Genomic DNA, 14,563 nt, shown 5'->3' with positions numbered 1-14,563 from the left:
TTGAGTCGTCGCCGCCGGGGTGCGGCGAGCCGGTGGGAGCCCCGGGGGCTCTCGGGAAGCCCCGGAAAATGTCGGTGGCACCCCGTAGTTTTCTGGTGACCGGGCAGACGACAACCCTCCAGGGGGCAGGAATGGCAATCAACGACCGCGAGAAGGCCCTCGAGACCGCTCTCGCGCAGATCGAGCGGCAGTTCGGCAAGGGCTCCGTCATGCGCCTCGGCGATGACTCGCGTCCCGCGATCGAGGTCATTCCGACCGGCTCGATCTCCCTCGACGTCGCCCTCGGCATCGGCGGCTTCCCCCGCGGCCGGATCGTGGAGGTTTACGGACCCGAGTCGTCCGGTAAGACGACCGTCGCGCTGCATGCGGTGGCCAATGCGCAGAAAGGTGGCGGGATCGCCGCGTTCATCGACGCCGAGCACGCCCTCGACCCCGAGTACGCGAAGAAGCTGGGCGTCGACGTCGACGCGCTGCTCGTCTCCCAGCCCGACACGGGTGAGCAGGCCCTGGAGATCGCGGACATGCTGATCCGCTCCGGCGCGATCGACATCATCGTCATCGACTCGGTGGCGGCTCTCGTGCCGAAGGCCGAGATCGAGGGCGAGATGGGCGACAGTCACGTCGGCCTCCAGGCCCGCCTCATGTCGCAGGCCCTCCGCAAGGTCGCCGGAGCCCTCAACCAAACCCGGACGACCGCCGTCTTCATCAACCAATTGCGGGAAAAGATCGGCGTCATGTTCGGGTGTGGATCTTACGATACGAAAGTGACGCTTGCGGATGGAACCCGCGAGAAGATCGGAAAGATTGTCAACGAGCGGATGTCGGTCGAAGTCCTCTCGTATGACCCAGAAATTGGAGAAATCGTCCCAAAGCGGGTCGTCAACTGGTTCAACAACGGCAAGACCGAGGAGTTCCTCAAGTTCACGGTCGAGCGGGCGGGGGGAGGCTCAGGAAACGGCCCCGCCACGATGGCGATGACGGCGAATCACCTGATCCGCACGCCCGGAGGCTGGCGGGAAGCCGGGGAGATCGCCGTGGGCGATCGGGTCATGCTCGCCCAACCGCGCACGCTCAGCCTCAAGCAGTGGCAGGTCATCCTCGGCTCGATCATGGGTGATGGCGCCCTGTCCCCACCGGTGGATTCGGAGGAGACGAGCGCACGGCTGCGCATGGGGCATGGTGCCGAGCAGGCGGCCTATCTGGACTGGAAGGTCTCGATGCTGGAGAACATCCCGCATTGCCGGACGACCGACGCCGAGGGCGCCGTCTTCGCCGACTTCACGCCGCTCGCAGAGTTGGCCGAGGTTCGTCAGGCCGTTTATTTCGGCGACGGGAAGAAGCATTTCGCGTTCGACTACATCAAGGCGCTCACCCCGCTCTCGCTCGCGATCTGGTACATGGACGACGGCACGTTCACGCTGCGCTCGAAGGGAGTGCAGCGGCGCACCCAGGGAGTAAGCGGCAGGGTAGAGATCTGCGTCGAGGCGATGAGTCCGGGCTCCCGTCAGCGGATGATGGACTTTCTGCAGGACACCTATGAGCTGGACGTGAAGCTCATAGAGAAGGGCGCCCGGAAGATCAGCTTCTTGCAGTTCTCGACGATGGGCTCGAAGCTGTTCCAGGAGATCGTCGCTCCGTACGTCCACCCCTCAATGGACTACAAGCTGCTGCCGGAATTCCGGGGCAAGTTCATGGTGGAGCCGGAGTTTGTGGAGCCGACCCTGCATCCGATGCCCGCGCGAGTTCTCAAGATCGAACCTGCCGTGTTCGACAACATGGACCGATTCGACATCGAGGTTGAAGGGTCGCACAACTACCTCGCGGACGGGATCATCGTGCACAACAGTCCGGAGACGACCACGGGTGGTAAGGCGCTGAAGTTCTATGCGTCGGTGCGGCTGGACGTGCGGCGGATCGAGACGCTGAAGGACGGCACCGAGCCGGTCGGCAACCGGACCCGGGTGAAGGTCGTGAAGAACAAGATGGCGCCGCCGTTCCGCCAGGCGGATTTCGACATCCTGTACGGCCAGGGCATCTCCCGTGAGGGCGGCCTCATCGACATGGGGGTCGAGCACGGGTTCGTGCGGAAGGCCGGCGCCTGGTACACGTACGAGGGCGACCAGCTTGGGCAGGGCAAGGAGAACGCCCGCAACTTCCTGAAGAACAACCCCGACATCGCCAACGAGATCGAGAAGAAGATCAAGGAGAAGCTCGGCATCGGGCCGCGCCTCGACACCCCGGGCGAGGCGGCTCCGGCGGCCCCGGCCGCTCCCTCCTCCGGGCGGGCCGCCACCTCGGGGCGGGGCGGCAAGTCCAGCGCGCCCAAGCCGGGTGACGTCTGATCCGTGGGATGAGACGTGACGAGTTCCCCGGCCCACGGCGGGGCCGGGGGCCGGAGGCGGACCCACGGGAGCCCGACGCCGATCCGGAGGCGGTCGCGAGGGCGATCTGCCTGCGACTGCTGACGATGGCGCCGAAGACCCGGGCGCAGCTCGCGGACGCCCTGCGGAAGCGAGAGGTCCCGGAGGAGGCTGCGCGAGCCGTGCTGGAGCGGTTCTCCGAGGTCGGGCTGATCGACGATGAGGCGTTCTCCGCGGCCTGGGTGAGCTCGCGGCATCACGGCCGCGGACTGGCCCGGCGGGCGCTCGCTCAGGAGTTGCGGCATCGTGGGGTGGATGAGGAGACGGTCCAGGACGCGGTGGGGCGACTCGATCCGGAGCAGGAGGTCGAGACCGCACGCATGCTGGTCGCCCGCAGGCTGGCCGCCATCCGGGGCGCCGATCCGAGGGCGCGCACCCGCAGGCTCGTGGGGATGCTCGCCCGCAAGGGCTATCCGCCGGGTCTGGCGTTCCGTGTCGTCCGGGAGGCACTGGAGACCGAGGGCTGCGACGTGGACGATCTCCATGAGGAGATCGACTGAGGGAGCCCCTGGGGTCCGGGCCGATGGACCGGTCCGAGGAGATCCTGACAGTCTTTGCTTGCTCGTTACCTCTCTGACGCTTAATCTCGACCGCAGTGAGGAGTAACTCCGCGCAGCGCGGATTCCCATAACGGTGAACGACGGGCGATAGATATTGACCGGCCTCCGGGCCATGTCGGGTGTCCTCCGGGATGCTCGGGGATGAGACGATATTTGTCCTGGTGACGCCGCCGGGTGTTGTAGTGCTGCGCGTGTGCTCCCTCGCTGACAGAGGTCGCAAGGCGAGGAGAGGGTGAGCGCGCATGGATACGGTCGTGATCGTTTTAGCGGTTGCGGTGGTGCTGCTGGCGCTCGTGTCGGTCGCGGCCCTTGTCATCGTCGTGCGTCGTACCGGCGGCCTCGCACCGCCGGCCGGTCCCTCACCCGAGCAGCTCAGCGCGGTGACGGCCGAGGTGAACGAGGAGCTGGAGCGGGCCAGGCGGGAGGCCGAGGAGATCCGCGGCAGGGCGGAGGAGGACGCCGGGGAGATCATCCGCAAGTCCGAGTCCCTGGCCGAGAGCGCCGCCGCGATGCGCAAAGAGGTCGAGGAGGAGGCCAGGGTCCTCAAGACGGAACTCAAGGAGCTGCGCGCCGACCTCGAACGGCGCGAGGGCCGGCTGGCCGAGCGGGAGCAGCGGCTGGACGAGGAGGCGCGCAGGCAGGCCGAGCGGGCACGCAAGCTCGCCGAGACGGAGACAGAGCTGGCCGACCGGCGTGAGGACCTCGACCGGATCGCCGAGCGGCGCCGGGAGATCCTGGAGCGGGTCGCCGGGCTCACGGCCGCGCAGGCCAGGGGGGAGCTGGTCAAGGAGATCGAGAACCAGGCCAAGCGCGAGGCCGCGCTGATCGTCCGGGAGATCGAGAGCGAGGCGCGTAAGGAGGGCGAGAAGCGCGCCTGCAAGATCGTGACACTGGCCGTCCAGCGGGTGGCGACCGAGCAGACGGCCGAGTCCGTGGTGAGCGTGCTCCACCTGCCCGGTGACGAGATGAAGGGCCGCATCATCGGCCGGGAGGGCCGGAACATCCGGGCGTTCGAGTCCACGACCGGGGTCAACCTGATCATCGACGACACGCCCGAGGCCGTGCTCCTGTCCTGCTTCGATCCGGTCCGGCGGGAGACGGCGAGGCTGACGCTGGAGAAGCTCGTCCTCGACGGCCGCATCCATCCCCAGCGCATCGAGGAGGCCTACGAGCGCAGCAAGGCCGAGGTGCGGGACCTGTGCGTACGCGCGGGAGAGGACGCGCTGGTCGAGCTGGGCATCACCGAGATGCATCCCGAGCTGGTCACGCTGCTCGGGCAGCTCCGCTACCGCACCTCCTACGGGCAGAACGTGCTCAAGCACCTGATCGAGTCCGCGCATCTGGCCGGCATCATGGCCGCGGAGCTGCGGCTCGACCGCGACCTGGTCAAGCGATGCGCGCTGCTGCACGACATCGGCAAGGCGCTCACCCATGAGGTCGAGGGCAGCCACGCGCTGATCGGGGCGGAGATCGCACGGCGGTACGGCGAGCACGAGGACGTGGTCCACGCGATCGAGGCGCATCACAACGAGGTGGAGGTCCGTACGGTCGAGGCCGTCCTGACCCAGGCGGCGGACGCGATCAGCGGCAGCCGTCCCGGGGCGCGGCGCGAGTCCCTCGAGGCGTACGTCAAGCGGCTGGAGCGGCTCGAGGAGATCGCCCAGTCGTACGAGGGTGTGGACAAGGTGTTCGCGATGCAGGCCGGCCGGGAGATCAGAGTGATGGTGCGCCCGGACGCGGTGGACGACATCCAGGCCCAGGTGATCGCACGGGACGTCGCCAAGCAGGTCGAGGAGGAGCTCACCTACCCGGGACAGATTCGGATCAACGTGGTCAGGGAGTCGCGGGCCACCGAGTTCGCCCGCTGACCGTCGCGGCCGCCCTGGTCGTGGCGGCGGGTTCGTGGTCCCGGGAACACGTCTCGCTGCGCGCGGCCGGCGGACTCGCAGGCATGTCCTCCGCTACCGGGGCGGGCGTGGCAGGGCCGGGGGTGTCGTGTAGCGCGTGGCCAGCACGCCGAGGTAGTCGATGACGGCCCGCTTCCAGGCGCCGTCGTCGAACATGTGGCGCAGCGCGTCGTTGACCTGCTCCCTGCGGGCGGCCGACCGGGTGCCGATGCCGTACCGTTCGGTGGTCAGGGGCCGGCCGCTGAACCGGAACCGGCCGGGATGCTGCGCGGCGAGCCCGGCGAGCACGGGAGCGTCGGCCACGATCGCGTCGATCCTCCCGTCGGCCAGCAGCGGCGCGCACGCGGCCGGGACGTTGGCCTCGGCGAGGAACGCCTCCTTCCATTTCCCGCCGAACGCGCGGATCAGGCGTTCGGCCGACACGCTGGTCGAGCACACGCGCCTGCGGGCGAGGTCGCGCAGCCTCCGAATCGACAGATCGCCCGTACGGACGAGGATGTCGGTGCTGGTCACCAGGTAGGGCCCGGCGACGTTCCGCAGGCCGGGCGAGCCCATCGTGCCGAGGACCAGGTCGGCCTGCTCCGGGGCGCCGGTGTAGACGATCTGGTCGTCGCGATAGCCGAGCCGGTGGGCGACGTATTGGGCCACAGCGATGTCGAATCCGGAGACCTTCCCGTCGGGCAGGGGCGTCACGAGCCCGGGCTGCCCCTGACGCACGCCGACGACGAGCGTGCCGCTGCTCCCGCATCCCGTGAGCAGCGCGCCCGCCATCGTTACGCCTGCCAGCAGGGCCACGACACGCCGCACGTGCTACAGGATCACGGCGGGTCCGACCGGCGGCAAGGAGCGACACGGCAAACACTTGCCCATGGCGCGGTCGGCCGGGCCGGACCTGTCCGATCACGGCCGGTCTACTCGCCGGTGTCCGCCGCCGCGGGTATCGGCTTCACCGATGTCCTGCGGCTGCGCCTGCTCCGCTTCTCCAGCCAGGTGGCCAGGGCGCTGAGCGTCATGTTGAGACCGACGTAGATGACTCCGATGACGATGGCGGCGGGGATGAGCGAGCCGAAGAAGACCGCGGGGATGATCTTGAATCCGTAGTTGAGCAGGTCGACGTACGCGATGATGTAGCCCAGCGCGGTGTCCTTGAGCAGGACGACGAGCTGGCTCACGATGGCCGGCATCATCGCGGTGACGGCCTGCGGCAGCAGGACCATCCGCATCACCTGGTTCTTGCGGAATCCGATCGCGTAGGCCGCCTCCGACTGCCCCTTGGGCACGGCCAGGACGCCGGCGCGGATGACCTCGGCGAGGACCGACCCGTTGTAGAGGGTGAGGCCGGCCACCAGCGCGATCAGCGTGTAGTCGCCGCTGCCGAAGACGGCGGGGGCCAGATAGGCGAGGAAGAAGATCAGCAGCAGCAGCGGGATCGCCCGGAAGATCTCGACGACCGCGCCGGCCGGCACCCTGATCCACCGGTGGTCGGAGAGCCTGGCCAGACCGAAGACCGAGCCGAAGGCGAGCGCGAACACCGCACCGAGGCCCGCCGCCTTCAGCGTGCCGAGCAGCCCGGGGATGATGTAGTCGGTCCAGGTCGAGGGCTCGGTGAACGGCTCCCAGATCCTCCCCTCCCACTGGCCCTTCTCGTCGAACCTCACATAGACGAAGTAGACGATCGCCACGATCGCGATCAGCGCCAGCAGGGACAGCGCGTTGTTGCGCAGCCGTGCCCGGGGCCCCGGCGCGTCGAACAGGACCGAGGTGTCGACGGGGCCGCTCATCGGGTCACCGCCAGACGCCGGGCGAGCCGGCCGGCGAGGAATCCGACCGGCAGGGTGATGGCCATGAAGGCGAGGACGAGCCCGATGAAGATGGGGATCGAAACGCCGGTGTCGTCGAAGGTGTCCTTCATCACGAATGCCGATTCGGCGAGGTAGCCGGCGGCCATGGCCACCGTGGTGTTCTTGATCATGGCGATGATCACGCTGCCCAGGGGGGCGATGACCGCGCGGAACGCCTGCGGCAGGATGATCATCCGCAGGGACTGGAAGAACGTGAGCCCGATCGCGCGGGCGGCCTCCGCCTGACCCAGGGGCACGGTGTTGATGCCCGAGCGCAGCGTCTCCGCGACGAACGACGCGGTGTACGCCGACAGGCCCAGCACGACCAGCCAGAACGCGTTGGTGCTGGGCTCCTTGGAGAAGGACAGGCCGAGCGTGTCGCTGAGCCCCAGCGCGGAGAAGGCCAGCACCAGCGTCAGGGGCGTGTTCCGCACGATGCTGATGTAGGTGGCGGCCGCCGTGCGCAGGACCGGCGTCGGCGCGACCCGAAGGGACACGAGGACCGTCCCGGCGATCAGCGACAAGATCGCGCACACCAGGGAGAGTTCCACGTTCACCAGGAAGCCCGCGGCCAGGTCGGGCGCGTATTTGATCAGGTCATTCATCGTGCTCCAGTGCTGCTCTACCGGGGACACGGCGGCCGGCGACCCGGGGCGGGGTCACCGGCCGCTCGATGCGACAGGTCAGGCGCAGGGCTCGAAGGAGGGGGCGGCCGTCGGGGCGCTGAGCCCCTGGGCCTTTCCGAACCACTTGGTGAACAGCTGCTGGACCGTGCCGTCCTGATACATCTTGGTGATGGCGGCGTTGACCGCCTCGCAGGTCTTGGTGTCGCCCTTCTTCAGGCCGACGCCGTACTTCTCGTCGGTGAACGGCTGGCCCAGGATCTTGAAGCTGGCGCCGCCCTGCTCCGCGGCCTGGGTGGCGAACCCGGCCAGGATGAGGTCGTCGGTGGTGACCGCGTCGAGGTTGTTCCCGCCGAGCTTGGCGACGCACTCGGAGTAGTTGGCCGCGCCCACCAGCTCCGCGTCGATGTCGAGCTCGCCGTCCGGCGGCGGGTCGGTGATCCGCTTGTAGGAGTTGGAGCCGGCGGCCTGGCAGATCCGCTTGTCCTTCAGATCGGTGGGCTTGCTGATGCTACTGTCGTCGCCGCGGACCATCACGTCCTGGTGGGCCACGATGTACGGCCCGCCGAAGGTCACCTTCTCCTTACGGCTTTCAGTGATCGAGTAGGACGCGAAGATGATGTCCACGGTGCCGTTGGCGAGGAACGCCTCACGGTTGGAGGAGGCCGACTCCTTCCACGTGATGTCGACGTCCTGGCCGCCGGCCAGCTCCTTGATGACGTACTTCGCCACGTCGACGTCGAAGCCCTCGGGTTCCGCGCCCTTCTTCAGGCCGAGCCCGGGCTGGTCCCACTTCGTACCGACGACCACCTGCTTGGCGTCCTGCACCTTGTCGGCGACGCTGTCGTAGGTCTTGTCGCCGCCGCACGCCGCCACGCCAAGGGTCATGGCCGCTGCGGCGAGGACCGCTCCTATTCGACGCACTCGCATTGACTGCCACCTCTGCTTCCTCGCCTCGGCCCGGTCGGGGCCGGAGACATGTGTGATCAATGGGTAAGGATCTTGGAAAGGAAGTCCCTGGCCCGATCGGTGCTGGGCCGGGTGAAGAATTCCGCGGGTGGGCCCTGCTCGACGACCTGGCCGTCGGCCATGAACACGACCCGGTTGGCCGCCCTGCGGGCGAAGCCCATCTCATGGGTGACGACCATCATGGTCATGCCGTCGCGGGCGAGGGTGACCATGACGTCGAGCACCTCCTGCACCATCTCGGGGTCGAGTGCCGAGGTCGGCTCGTCGAAGAGGATCATCTTGGGATCCATGGCGAGAGCCCGGGCGATGGCGGTGCGCTGCTGCTGGCCTCCGGAGAGCTGCGCCGGATATTTGCCCGCCTGGGAGGCGATGCCGACCCGTTCGAGCAGTTCCATTCCCCGCTGCTCGGCCTGCTGCCGGGAGATCCCGCGCACCTTGGTCGGGCCGAGCGTGACGTTCTCGAGGATCGTCTTGTGGGAGAAGAGGTTGAAGGACTGGAACACCATGCCGACCTCGGACCGCAGCCGGGCGAGGGCCTTGCCCTCCGCCGGCAGCTCCCGTCCGTCGAAGGTGATGGTGCCCGAGTCGATGGTCTCCAGACGGTTGATCACACGGCATAACGTGGATTTGCCGCCGCCGGAGGGGCCGATGACCACGACCACCTCGCCGCGTTGCACATCCAGATCGATGTCTTTCAGCACATGTAACGTGCCGAAGTGTTTGTTCACCCCATCGAGCTTTACCAGCGGGGTGGAACCACCGGTCTCCGTCATGGTCAACAACGTAGGGTGGTTGATACTGCCAAGTCACTAACCACCTGGTACCGATCCGGTCACGACCTACTAACCCTCCTGATCAGGGACAATGTGCACTGGCTGTGGGTCGGCGAGCGCGGCGGGGCCGGCCGGTGAAGGCTCGCCGTCTCCGGCGCTCGGTCCGATCGCGTCCGCACGTACGGCCGCCGTGGACAACCTACCCGCTCACGCGGTGAAGTGTGACAGGAAGGTAACGGAACGTTGTGAATCCGGTCGGCGTACGGGAAGGTGCCGGGGAGCGCCTACGCTTGTATCGCGATGACTGCGACCACTCACGGCACCGAGGCCGCGGCCCGGACCTACGAGGTGCGGACCTACGGTTGCCAGATGAACGTGCACGACTCCGAGCGGCTGGCCGGGCTGCTGGAGGACGCCGGATACGTCCGGGCCCCCGAGGGGGAGCCCGCTGACGTCGTCGTGTTCAACACCTGCGCGGTGCGTGAGAACGCCGACAACCGGCTGTACGGAAACCTCGGCCACCTGCGGCCGATCAAAATGGCCAGGGAGGGCATGCAGATCGCGGTCGGCGGCTGCCTCGCCCAGAAGGACCAGGGCGAGATCGTCCGCCGCGCCCCGTGGGTCGACGTCGTGTTCGGCACGCACAACATCGGCTCGCTGCCGGTGCTGCTGGAACGCGCCCGCATCGCCCAGGAGGCGCAGGTCGAGATCAAGGACTCCCTGGAGACCTTCCCGTCCACGCTGCCGACGCGGCGCGAGTCGCCGTACGCGGCCTGGGTCGCGATCTCGGTCGGCTGCAACAACACCTGCACGTTCTGCATCGTGCCGTCGCTGCGCGGCAAGGAGAAGGACCGCCGCCCCGGCGACATCCTGAGCGAGGTGCGCACGCTGGTCGACCAGGGCGTGCTGGAGGTCACCCTGCTGGGGCAGAACGTCAACACCTACGGCGTCGAGTTCGGCGATCGGCTGGCGTTCGGCAAGCTGCTGCGCACCTGCGGGGAGATCGACGGCCTGGAGCGGGTCCGCTTCACCTCGCCGCACCCCGCCGCGTTCACCGACGACGTGATCGACGCCATGGCCGAGACGCCGAACGTGATGCACCAGCTCCACATGCCGCTGCAGTCCGGCTCCGACCGGGTGCTGAAGGCGATGCGCCGGTCGTACCGTTCCGAGCGCTTCCTCGGCATCCTCGACCGGGTCCGGGCCGCCATGCCCGACGCGGCGATCTCGACGGACATCATCGTGGGCTTCCCCGGCGAGACCGAGGCGGACTTCCAGCAGACGCTCGAGGTCGTACGGCAGGCCCGTTTCGCCAACGCGTTCACCTTCCAGTACTCCATCCGCCCCGGCACGCCGGCGGCGACGATGGACGGCCAGGTGCCCAAGGAGGTCGTGCAGGAGCGGTACGAGCGCCTGGTCGCCCTCCAGGACGAGATCTCCTGGGCGGAGAACCGGGCGCAGACCGGCCGGACCGTCGAGGTGCTGATCGCCGAGGGCGAGGGTCGCAAGGACGACGCCACGCACCGGCTGTCCGGGCGCGCGGCCGACAACCGCCTCGTGCACGTCGCCGCCGCCGACGCCCGGCCGGGCGACATGGTGACCGCCGAGGTCACCTATGCCGCGCCGCATCATCTGGTCGCCGACAAGGTCCTGTCCGTACGGCGGACCCGCGCAGGCGACGCGTGGCAGGCGCGCCAGGACGCCCCGGAGCGGGGTCGCGCGGTCAGCCTCGGCATGCCGACCATCGGCCGTCCGGCGCCCGCGCCCGCCGAATCCCCCGCCTGCTCGGCCCGCTGAGCGGGTCGGCTAGTCGCTCATGAGGCGGTCGAGCACCTCGTAGCAGTAGTCCCGGCGCATGTCGTGGAAGGTCGCGCAGGGATCGGGCGCCGGGCCGCCGCGTGGCCGTGCCGTGCCCCTTTTCACGCTCTCCGCCGCCGGCGCGCTCGCGTCTTCGGCCGATGACCGCTCCGGAGCCGCCGGTCGCCGCGTCGGCGTCGGCTTACCCGGGGCGGGGGACCGGCCCGTGCGTTCGCCGGACGGCGCCGGTCGTGGACGCGGCGGGGCCGTCGCCGATCCCGGTGGTCGTTTCGCCGCGGCCCGGCCGTGCCGGGGCCCGTCGGCGCCCGGGGAGCCGCCCTCTCCGGGGGAGCCGTTGTTCTCCCGTGAGCCGGTGTTCTCCCGGGTGCCGGTGTTTCTCTGGAAACCGGGGGCAGTGGGACCGCCCGGCTTGCGCACCGGACCGAAGCGGCCGGCGGCGGACGGCGCCGGGGCGGGATCAGGTCGAGCCGCCACACCGCGCGCGCCACGCGCACCATCCGTATCATCCGCGCCGGAGCCGTGCGTGGCGCCCATCTCCCCGGTGCCCGGGACACCACGCGGTTCCGCCGGCGGACGCACGGACGTCTCATCGGCCGATGACCGTGCCGGAGCGGCCGGTACGTGCTCCGGCACGGCACCGAGGGCGATGGCGAAACCGGCGAGGGCGAGCACGCCGGTGACTCCGGTGATGGCGAGAATCACGGAGCCTCGACGCCGGGTTTCCGGTATGGGGTCATGCTGTGGCAACGTGGTGGTTCTTCCTGATAGCTACGGACCGTTTCCGTCCTTCACTCTCAGTGTGCTCGCCGAGGTCTCACTCCGAGGACGTTTTCCACAACCCGTCTTCCCCGCGTTCGGCCGGCCCGGCCGTACGGGAGGCTCGGACGCGGCGCAGCCGCCGTACGATCCGCGCGGCCAGCAGGCCGTGGGCCGACCCGACCGCGGCCAGAGCCAGCGCCTCGAACGGTCTGTGGTGGCGGAGCAGCTCACCCGCGATCAGGGTCGCCGCGACCACCGTGACGAACAGGGACACCACCTGGTGGAAGCGGTTCGCCTCCGAGTGCGGCCAGTCCTCCGGGTCGGCCGGGCTCGGCGCGTCGGGCACCGCGCGCCGATATCCGGCGAACACCCGTGAGGCCCAGGCACTGGTCGACTGGCGGCCGTATATCTCCAGGACGGCGGCCACCCCGAGCAGCGCCACGGCGTACGCGCAGATGAACACGGTCTCGCTGCTCATCGGCCCACCGGCTCGGCCGCATCACCGGAGTCGGCGGGTTCCCCGGGCTCGACGATCTCGGTGAAGAGCAGGACCTGCTCCGGGGCGTCCGCACGCCGTGCCGCGGCCACCCGGTAGCGGATCCCCAGCCAGGTCATCCACAGCAGCGGCAGCACGCCGCCGACCATGAACACCACGTCGCCAGGGAGGCGGAGCCACTCGAGCACGGCGTTGGCCTTGCCCTGGAGGTAGCCGAGGCTGCGGGCGTCGGCGTACCCGGCTTCGAGGACCTTGTAGAGCTGCAGCGCGCCACTGGGCAGCAGGGTGGCGAACGACATCCAGGCCAGGCCCAGGTTGAGCGACCAGAAGGACAGCCGCGGCCAGCGGTCGGACCACCGCTCCTCCGGGATCAGGTAGCGCAGCGCGAACATGGCGAATCCCACCGCGAGCATGCCGTACACGCCCATCATCGCGCCGTGCGCGTGATTGGCCGTCAGGCCGGTGCCGATCTCGTAGTAGGACACGATCGGCAGGTTGATCAGGAAGCCGAAGATCCCGGCGCCCAGGAAGTTCCAGAAACCGACGGCGACCAGGAACATCACCGCCCAGCGGTGCGGGAACGGCGTGCTCGACGGGCTCTTCTTGCGAGCCCCGAGCTGCAGGAAGCTCCAGGCCTCCACGGTCAGGAACAGCAGCGGGATGACCTCGAGCGCGGAGAACATCGCGCCGAGGGCGAGGTGCTCGGCCGGCTCACCGGAGAAGTACAGGTGGTGCATGGTGCCGATCACGCCGCCGGCGCTGTACAGGACGATGTCGAGGTAGATCACCGCCAGAGCCACCCGTTCGCGCACCACGCCGAGCATGACGAACAGGTAGGCGACGGTGACCGTGGTGAACAGCTCCATGAAGTCCTCGACCCACAGGTGCACCACGATGAACCGCCAGAAGTCGGCGCTGGTGAACGAGGAATCCGGCGTGGCGAGCAGGCCGACGGCGTAGAACGCCGGAAGCGCGAGCGCGGCGAGGAAGAACATCCACGGCATGTTGGCCACGCTCTCGGTGCGCAGCCGTCTGCGCAGCCCGCGGAAGAGGATCACCACCCAGATCGTCAGCCCGCCGACCAGCAGCACCTGCCACAGCCGGCCGAGATCGAGGTATTCCCAGCCCTGGTTGCCGAGCCAGCTCCACAGTGAGCCCAGCCACCCGCGCTGCCCGGCCAGCTCGCCCAGCAGGCTGCCGCCGACGACCACGACGAGCGCCCCGAGCAGCACTCGCGACAGCAGCGCCTGCCTGCGCGGCTCCCAGCCCCGGGCGATCAGTGGCGCCAGGAAGATGCCGATGGCCAGGAACGACGTGACCACCCAGAAGATGGCGAGCTGGGTGTGCCAGGTGCGGGTGAGGTTGTACGGCAGCCAGCGGTCCAGCGGAATGCCGAAGAAGGTGCCGAGATCGGCCCGGTAGTGCTGGGTGGCCGAGCCGACGAGCACCTGCACCATGAACAGCGCGGCCATGGCGAAGAAGAACCAGGCCGTGGTGCGCTGCGCCGGGGTGAGCAGGACGTCGCGGGGCGAGTGGAAGCGCAGGGTCCGCTGGTCCCGGCCTTGCCAGCCCAGGAAGTTCCATCGGCCGAACGCGGCGAACAGCGCCCCGGCGCCGCCCAGCAGGAAGATCAGGGACAGCACGCTCCAGGTCACCGTGTGACCCGTCGGCCCGTTGTCGACCAGCGACTCGGCGGGCCAGTTGTTGGTGTACGAGTACGTCTCGCCGGGCCGCTCGGCGGCGGCGGCCCAGGCCGACCAGCCGAAGTAGGCGGTCAGTTCGTGGATCTCCCCGGGGTCGGTCACCGCCTCGGGTCGCAGCCCCTGCTTGCCCTCGGGACGGCCGAGCAGGTCCGCGTAGTGGTCCTTGATCTCCTGGAACGCCGCGCCCTGGGCCGCCGTCCAGACGAGCGTGCCCGTGCGCGGATCGTATCGGTTGGTCCGGAAGTCGGAGACGGTGCTCGCGTACGCGTCCGCGCTTCCCGCCTTGCGGTGCTGCTCCTGCACGAACGTGGCGCTGCGGTGCAGGTAGTCCGCGGTGAAGTCGGGGCCCAGGTAGGCGCCGTGCCCGAAGATCGATCCGTACTGCATGAGGCCGGTGCGCAGGAAGACCTTCTGGCCGTTCCGCACGTCGTCACCGGTGAAGACCACCTGGCCGTCGGCGGTGGTGACGCGTTGCGGGATGGGCGGCTCCGCCTGGTAGGTGCGGACCGCGAGCAGTCCGAGAACGAGGAAGCCGATGGCGGTGACCAGGATCGCGGCCTGGACCCAGCCGCGGCCGATCATTCGTGCTCGCTTGCCACCGGAGTCTGGACCGGGGCGAGCCGGAGGGACGTCCTCGGCCGGCTCCTCGACGATGATGTCCGACATCCTCGCTCAGTCTCCTCAGGTTGTGCGG

General features: G+C 69.0%; 11 protein-coding genes and 3 pseudogenes. 6 read left to right on the top strand and 8 right to left on the bottom strand.

The features are described from left to right. Positions 1–131 precede the first annotated feature (131 nt). From recA to rny, 5 genes and pseudogenes are all read left to right on the top strand, one after another. Positions 132–743 (top strand): annotated as a pseudogene (gene recA / locus ACQP1K_RS20590) (recombinase RecA); the annotation flags it as partial. Beyond that, positions 735–1,820, top strand: a pseudogene (locus ACQP1K_RS20585) (intein-containing recombinase RecA); the annotation flags it as partial. The pseudogenes recA and ACQP1K_RS20585, both read left to right, overlap by 9 nt. Before the next feature lie 12 nt (positions 1,821–1,832). After that, positions 1,833–2,342: pseudogene (locus ACQP1K_RS20580) on the top strand (recombinase RecA); the annotation flags it as partial. A gap of 8 nt (positions 2,343–2,350) precedes the next feature. Then, the gene (recX, locus tag ACQP1K_RS20575) at positions 2,351–2,920 is read left to right on the top strand and encodes a recombination regulator RecX (RefSeq protein ID WP_433497336.1); all 570 of its coding nucleotides are present in this window, start codon (positions 2,351–2,353) and stop codon (positions 2,918–2,920) included. A 302-nt stretch (positions 2,921–3,222) separates the two neighbouring features. Further along, positions 3,223–4,848, top strand: coding sequence for a ribonuclease Y (gene rny, locus ACQP1K_RS20570; protein WP_433497335.1), 1,626 nt, complete (start codon positions 3,223–3,225; stop codon positions 4,846–4,848). A 93-nt stretch (positions 4,849–4,941) separates the two neighbouring features. Here the strand turns inward: rny and ACQP1K_RS20565 are convergent, their stop codons facing one another. From ACQP1K_RS20565 to ACQP1K_RS20545, 5 genes are all read right to left on the bottom strand, one after another. Continuing rightward, entirely contained in the window at positions 4,942–5,694 is a 753-nt protein-coding gene (locus ACQP1K_RS20565) for a glutamate-binding protein (RefSeq protein ID WP_433497334.1), read from the bottom strand. Between the two features lie 104 nt (positions 5,695–5,798). After that, complete coding sequence (locus tag ACQP1K_RS20560) at positions 5,799–6,668, bottom strand: amino acid ABC transporter permease (RefSeq protein WP_433497333.1); 870 nt, start codon at positions 6,666–6,668, stop codon at positions 5,799–5,801. Continuing rightward, positions 6,665–7,333: an amino acid ABC transporter permease gene (locus tag ACQP1K_RS20555; RefSeq protein ID WP_433497332.1), complete on the bottom strand. Its 669-nt coding sequence runs from the start codon at positions 7,331–7,333 to the stop codon at positions 6,665–6,667. Before ACQP1K_RS20555 ends, ACQP1K_RS20560 begins: the two co-directional genes overlap by 4 nt. 78 nt (positions 7,334–7,411) lie before the next feature. After that, positions 7,412–8,281 carry a glutamate ABC transporter substrate-binding protein gene (locus ACQP1K_RS20550; RefSeq protein WP_433497331.1) on the bottom strand — a complete coding sequence of 290 codons (870 nt, stop codon included), beginning with the start codon at positions 8,279–8,281 and terminating at the stop codon, positions 7,412–7,414. Positions 8,282–8,337: 56 nt separating this feature from the next. Further along, a complete protein-coding gene (locus ACQP1K_RS20545) occupies positions 8,338–9,093 on the bottom strand; it encodes an amino acid ABC transporter ATP-binding protein (protein WP_433497330.1) in 756 nt (251 codons plus the stop codon). A 300-nt stretch (positions 9,094–9,393) separates the two neighbouring features. Here ACQP1K_RS20545 and miaB point away from each other — a divergent pair, with 300 nt between their 5' ends. Next, positions 9,394–10,890 (top strand): tRNA (N6-isopentenyl adenosine(37)-C2)-methylthiotransferase MiaB, encoded by a 1,497-nt coding sequence (miaB, locus tag ACQP1K_RS20540; RefSeq protein ID WP_433497329.1) that lies wholly within the window; start codon positions 9,394–9,396, stop codon positions 10,888–10,890. 9 nt (positions 10,891–10,899) lie between these two features. Here the strand turns inward: miaB and ACQP1K_RS20535 are convergent, their stop codons facing one another. The 3 genes from ACQP1K_RS20535 to ACQP1K_RS20525 form a co-directional block, all read right to left on the bottom strand. Beyond that, positions 10,900–11,613: a hypothetical protein gene (locus ACQP1K_RS20535; protein WP_433497328.1), complete on the bottom strand. Its 714-nt coding sequence runs from the start codon at positions 11,611–11,613 to the stop codon at positions 10,900–10,902. A gap of 112 nt (positions 11,614–11,725) precedes the next feature. Next, positions 11,726–12,148: a hypothetical protein gene (locus tag ACQP1K_RS20530; RefSeq protein WP_433497327.1), complete on the bottom strand. Its 423-nt coding sequence runs from the start codon at positions 12,146–12,148 to the stop codon at positions 11,726–11,728. Then, positions 12,145–14,535 (bottom strand): nitric-oxide reductase large subunit, encoded by a 2,391-nt coding sequence (locus ACQP1K_RS20525; RefSeq protein WP_433497326.1) that lies wholly within the window; start codon positions 14,533–14,535, stop codon positions 12,145–12,147. The genes ACQP1K_RS20530 and ACQP1K_RS20525 overlap by 4 nt, the downstream gene beginning before the upstream one ends. Positions 14,536–14,563 lie beyond the last annotated feature (28 nt).

Origin of the sequence: Sphaerimonospora sp. CA-214678, from assembly GCF_050942215.1 — a bacterium.
In the GTDB taxonomy this organism is placed as follows: Bacteria; Actinomycetota; Actinomycetes; order Streptosporangiales; family Streptosporangiaceae; genus Sphaerimonospora.
The sequence above is the reverse complement of the archived record's forward strand: the minus strand, read 5'-3'. Positions and strand labels throughout refer to the sequence as shown.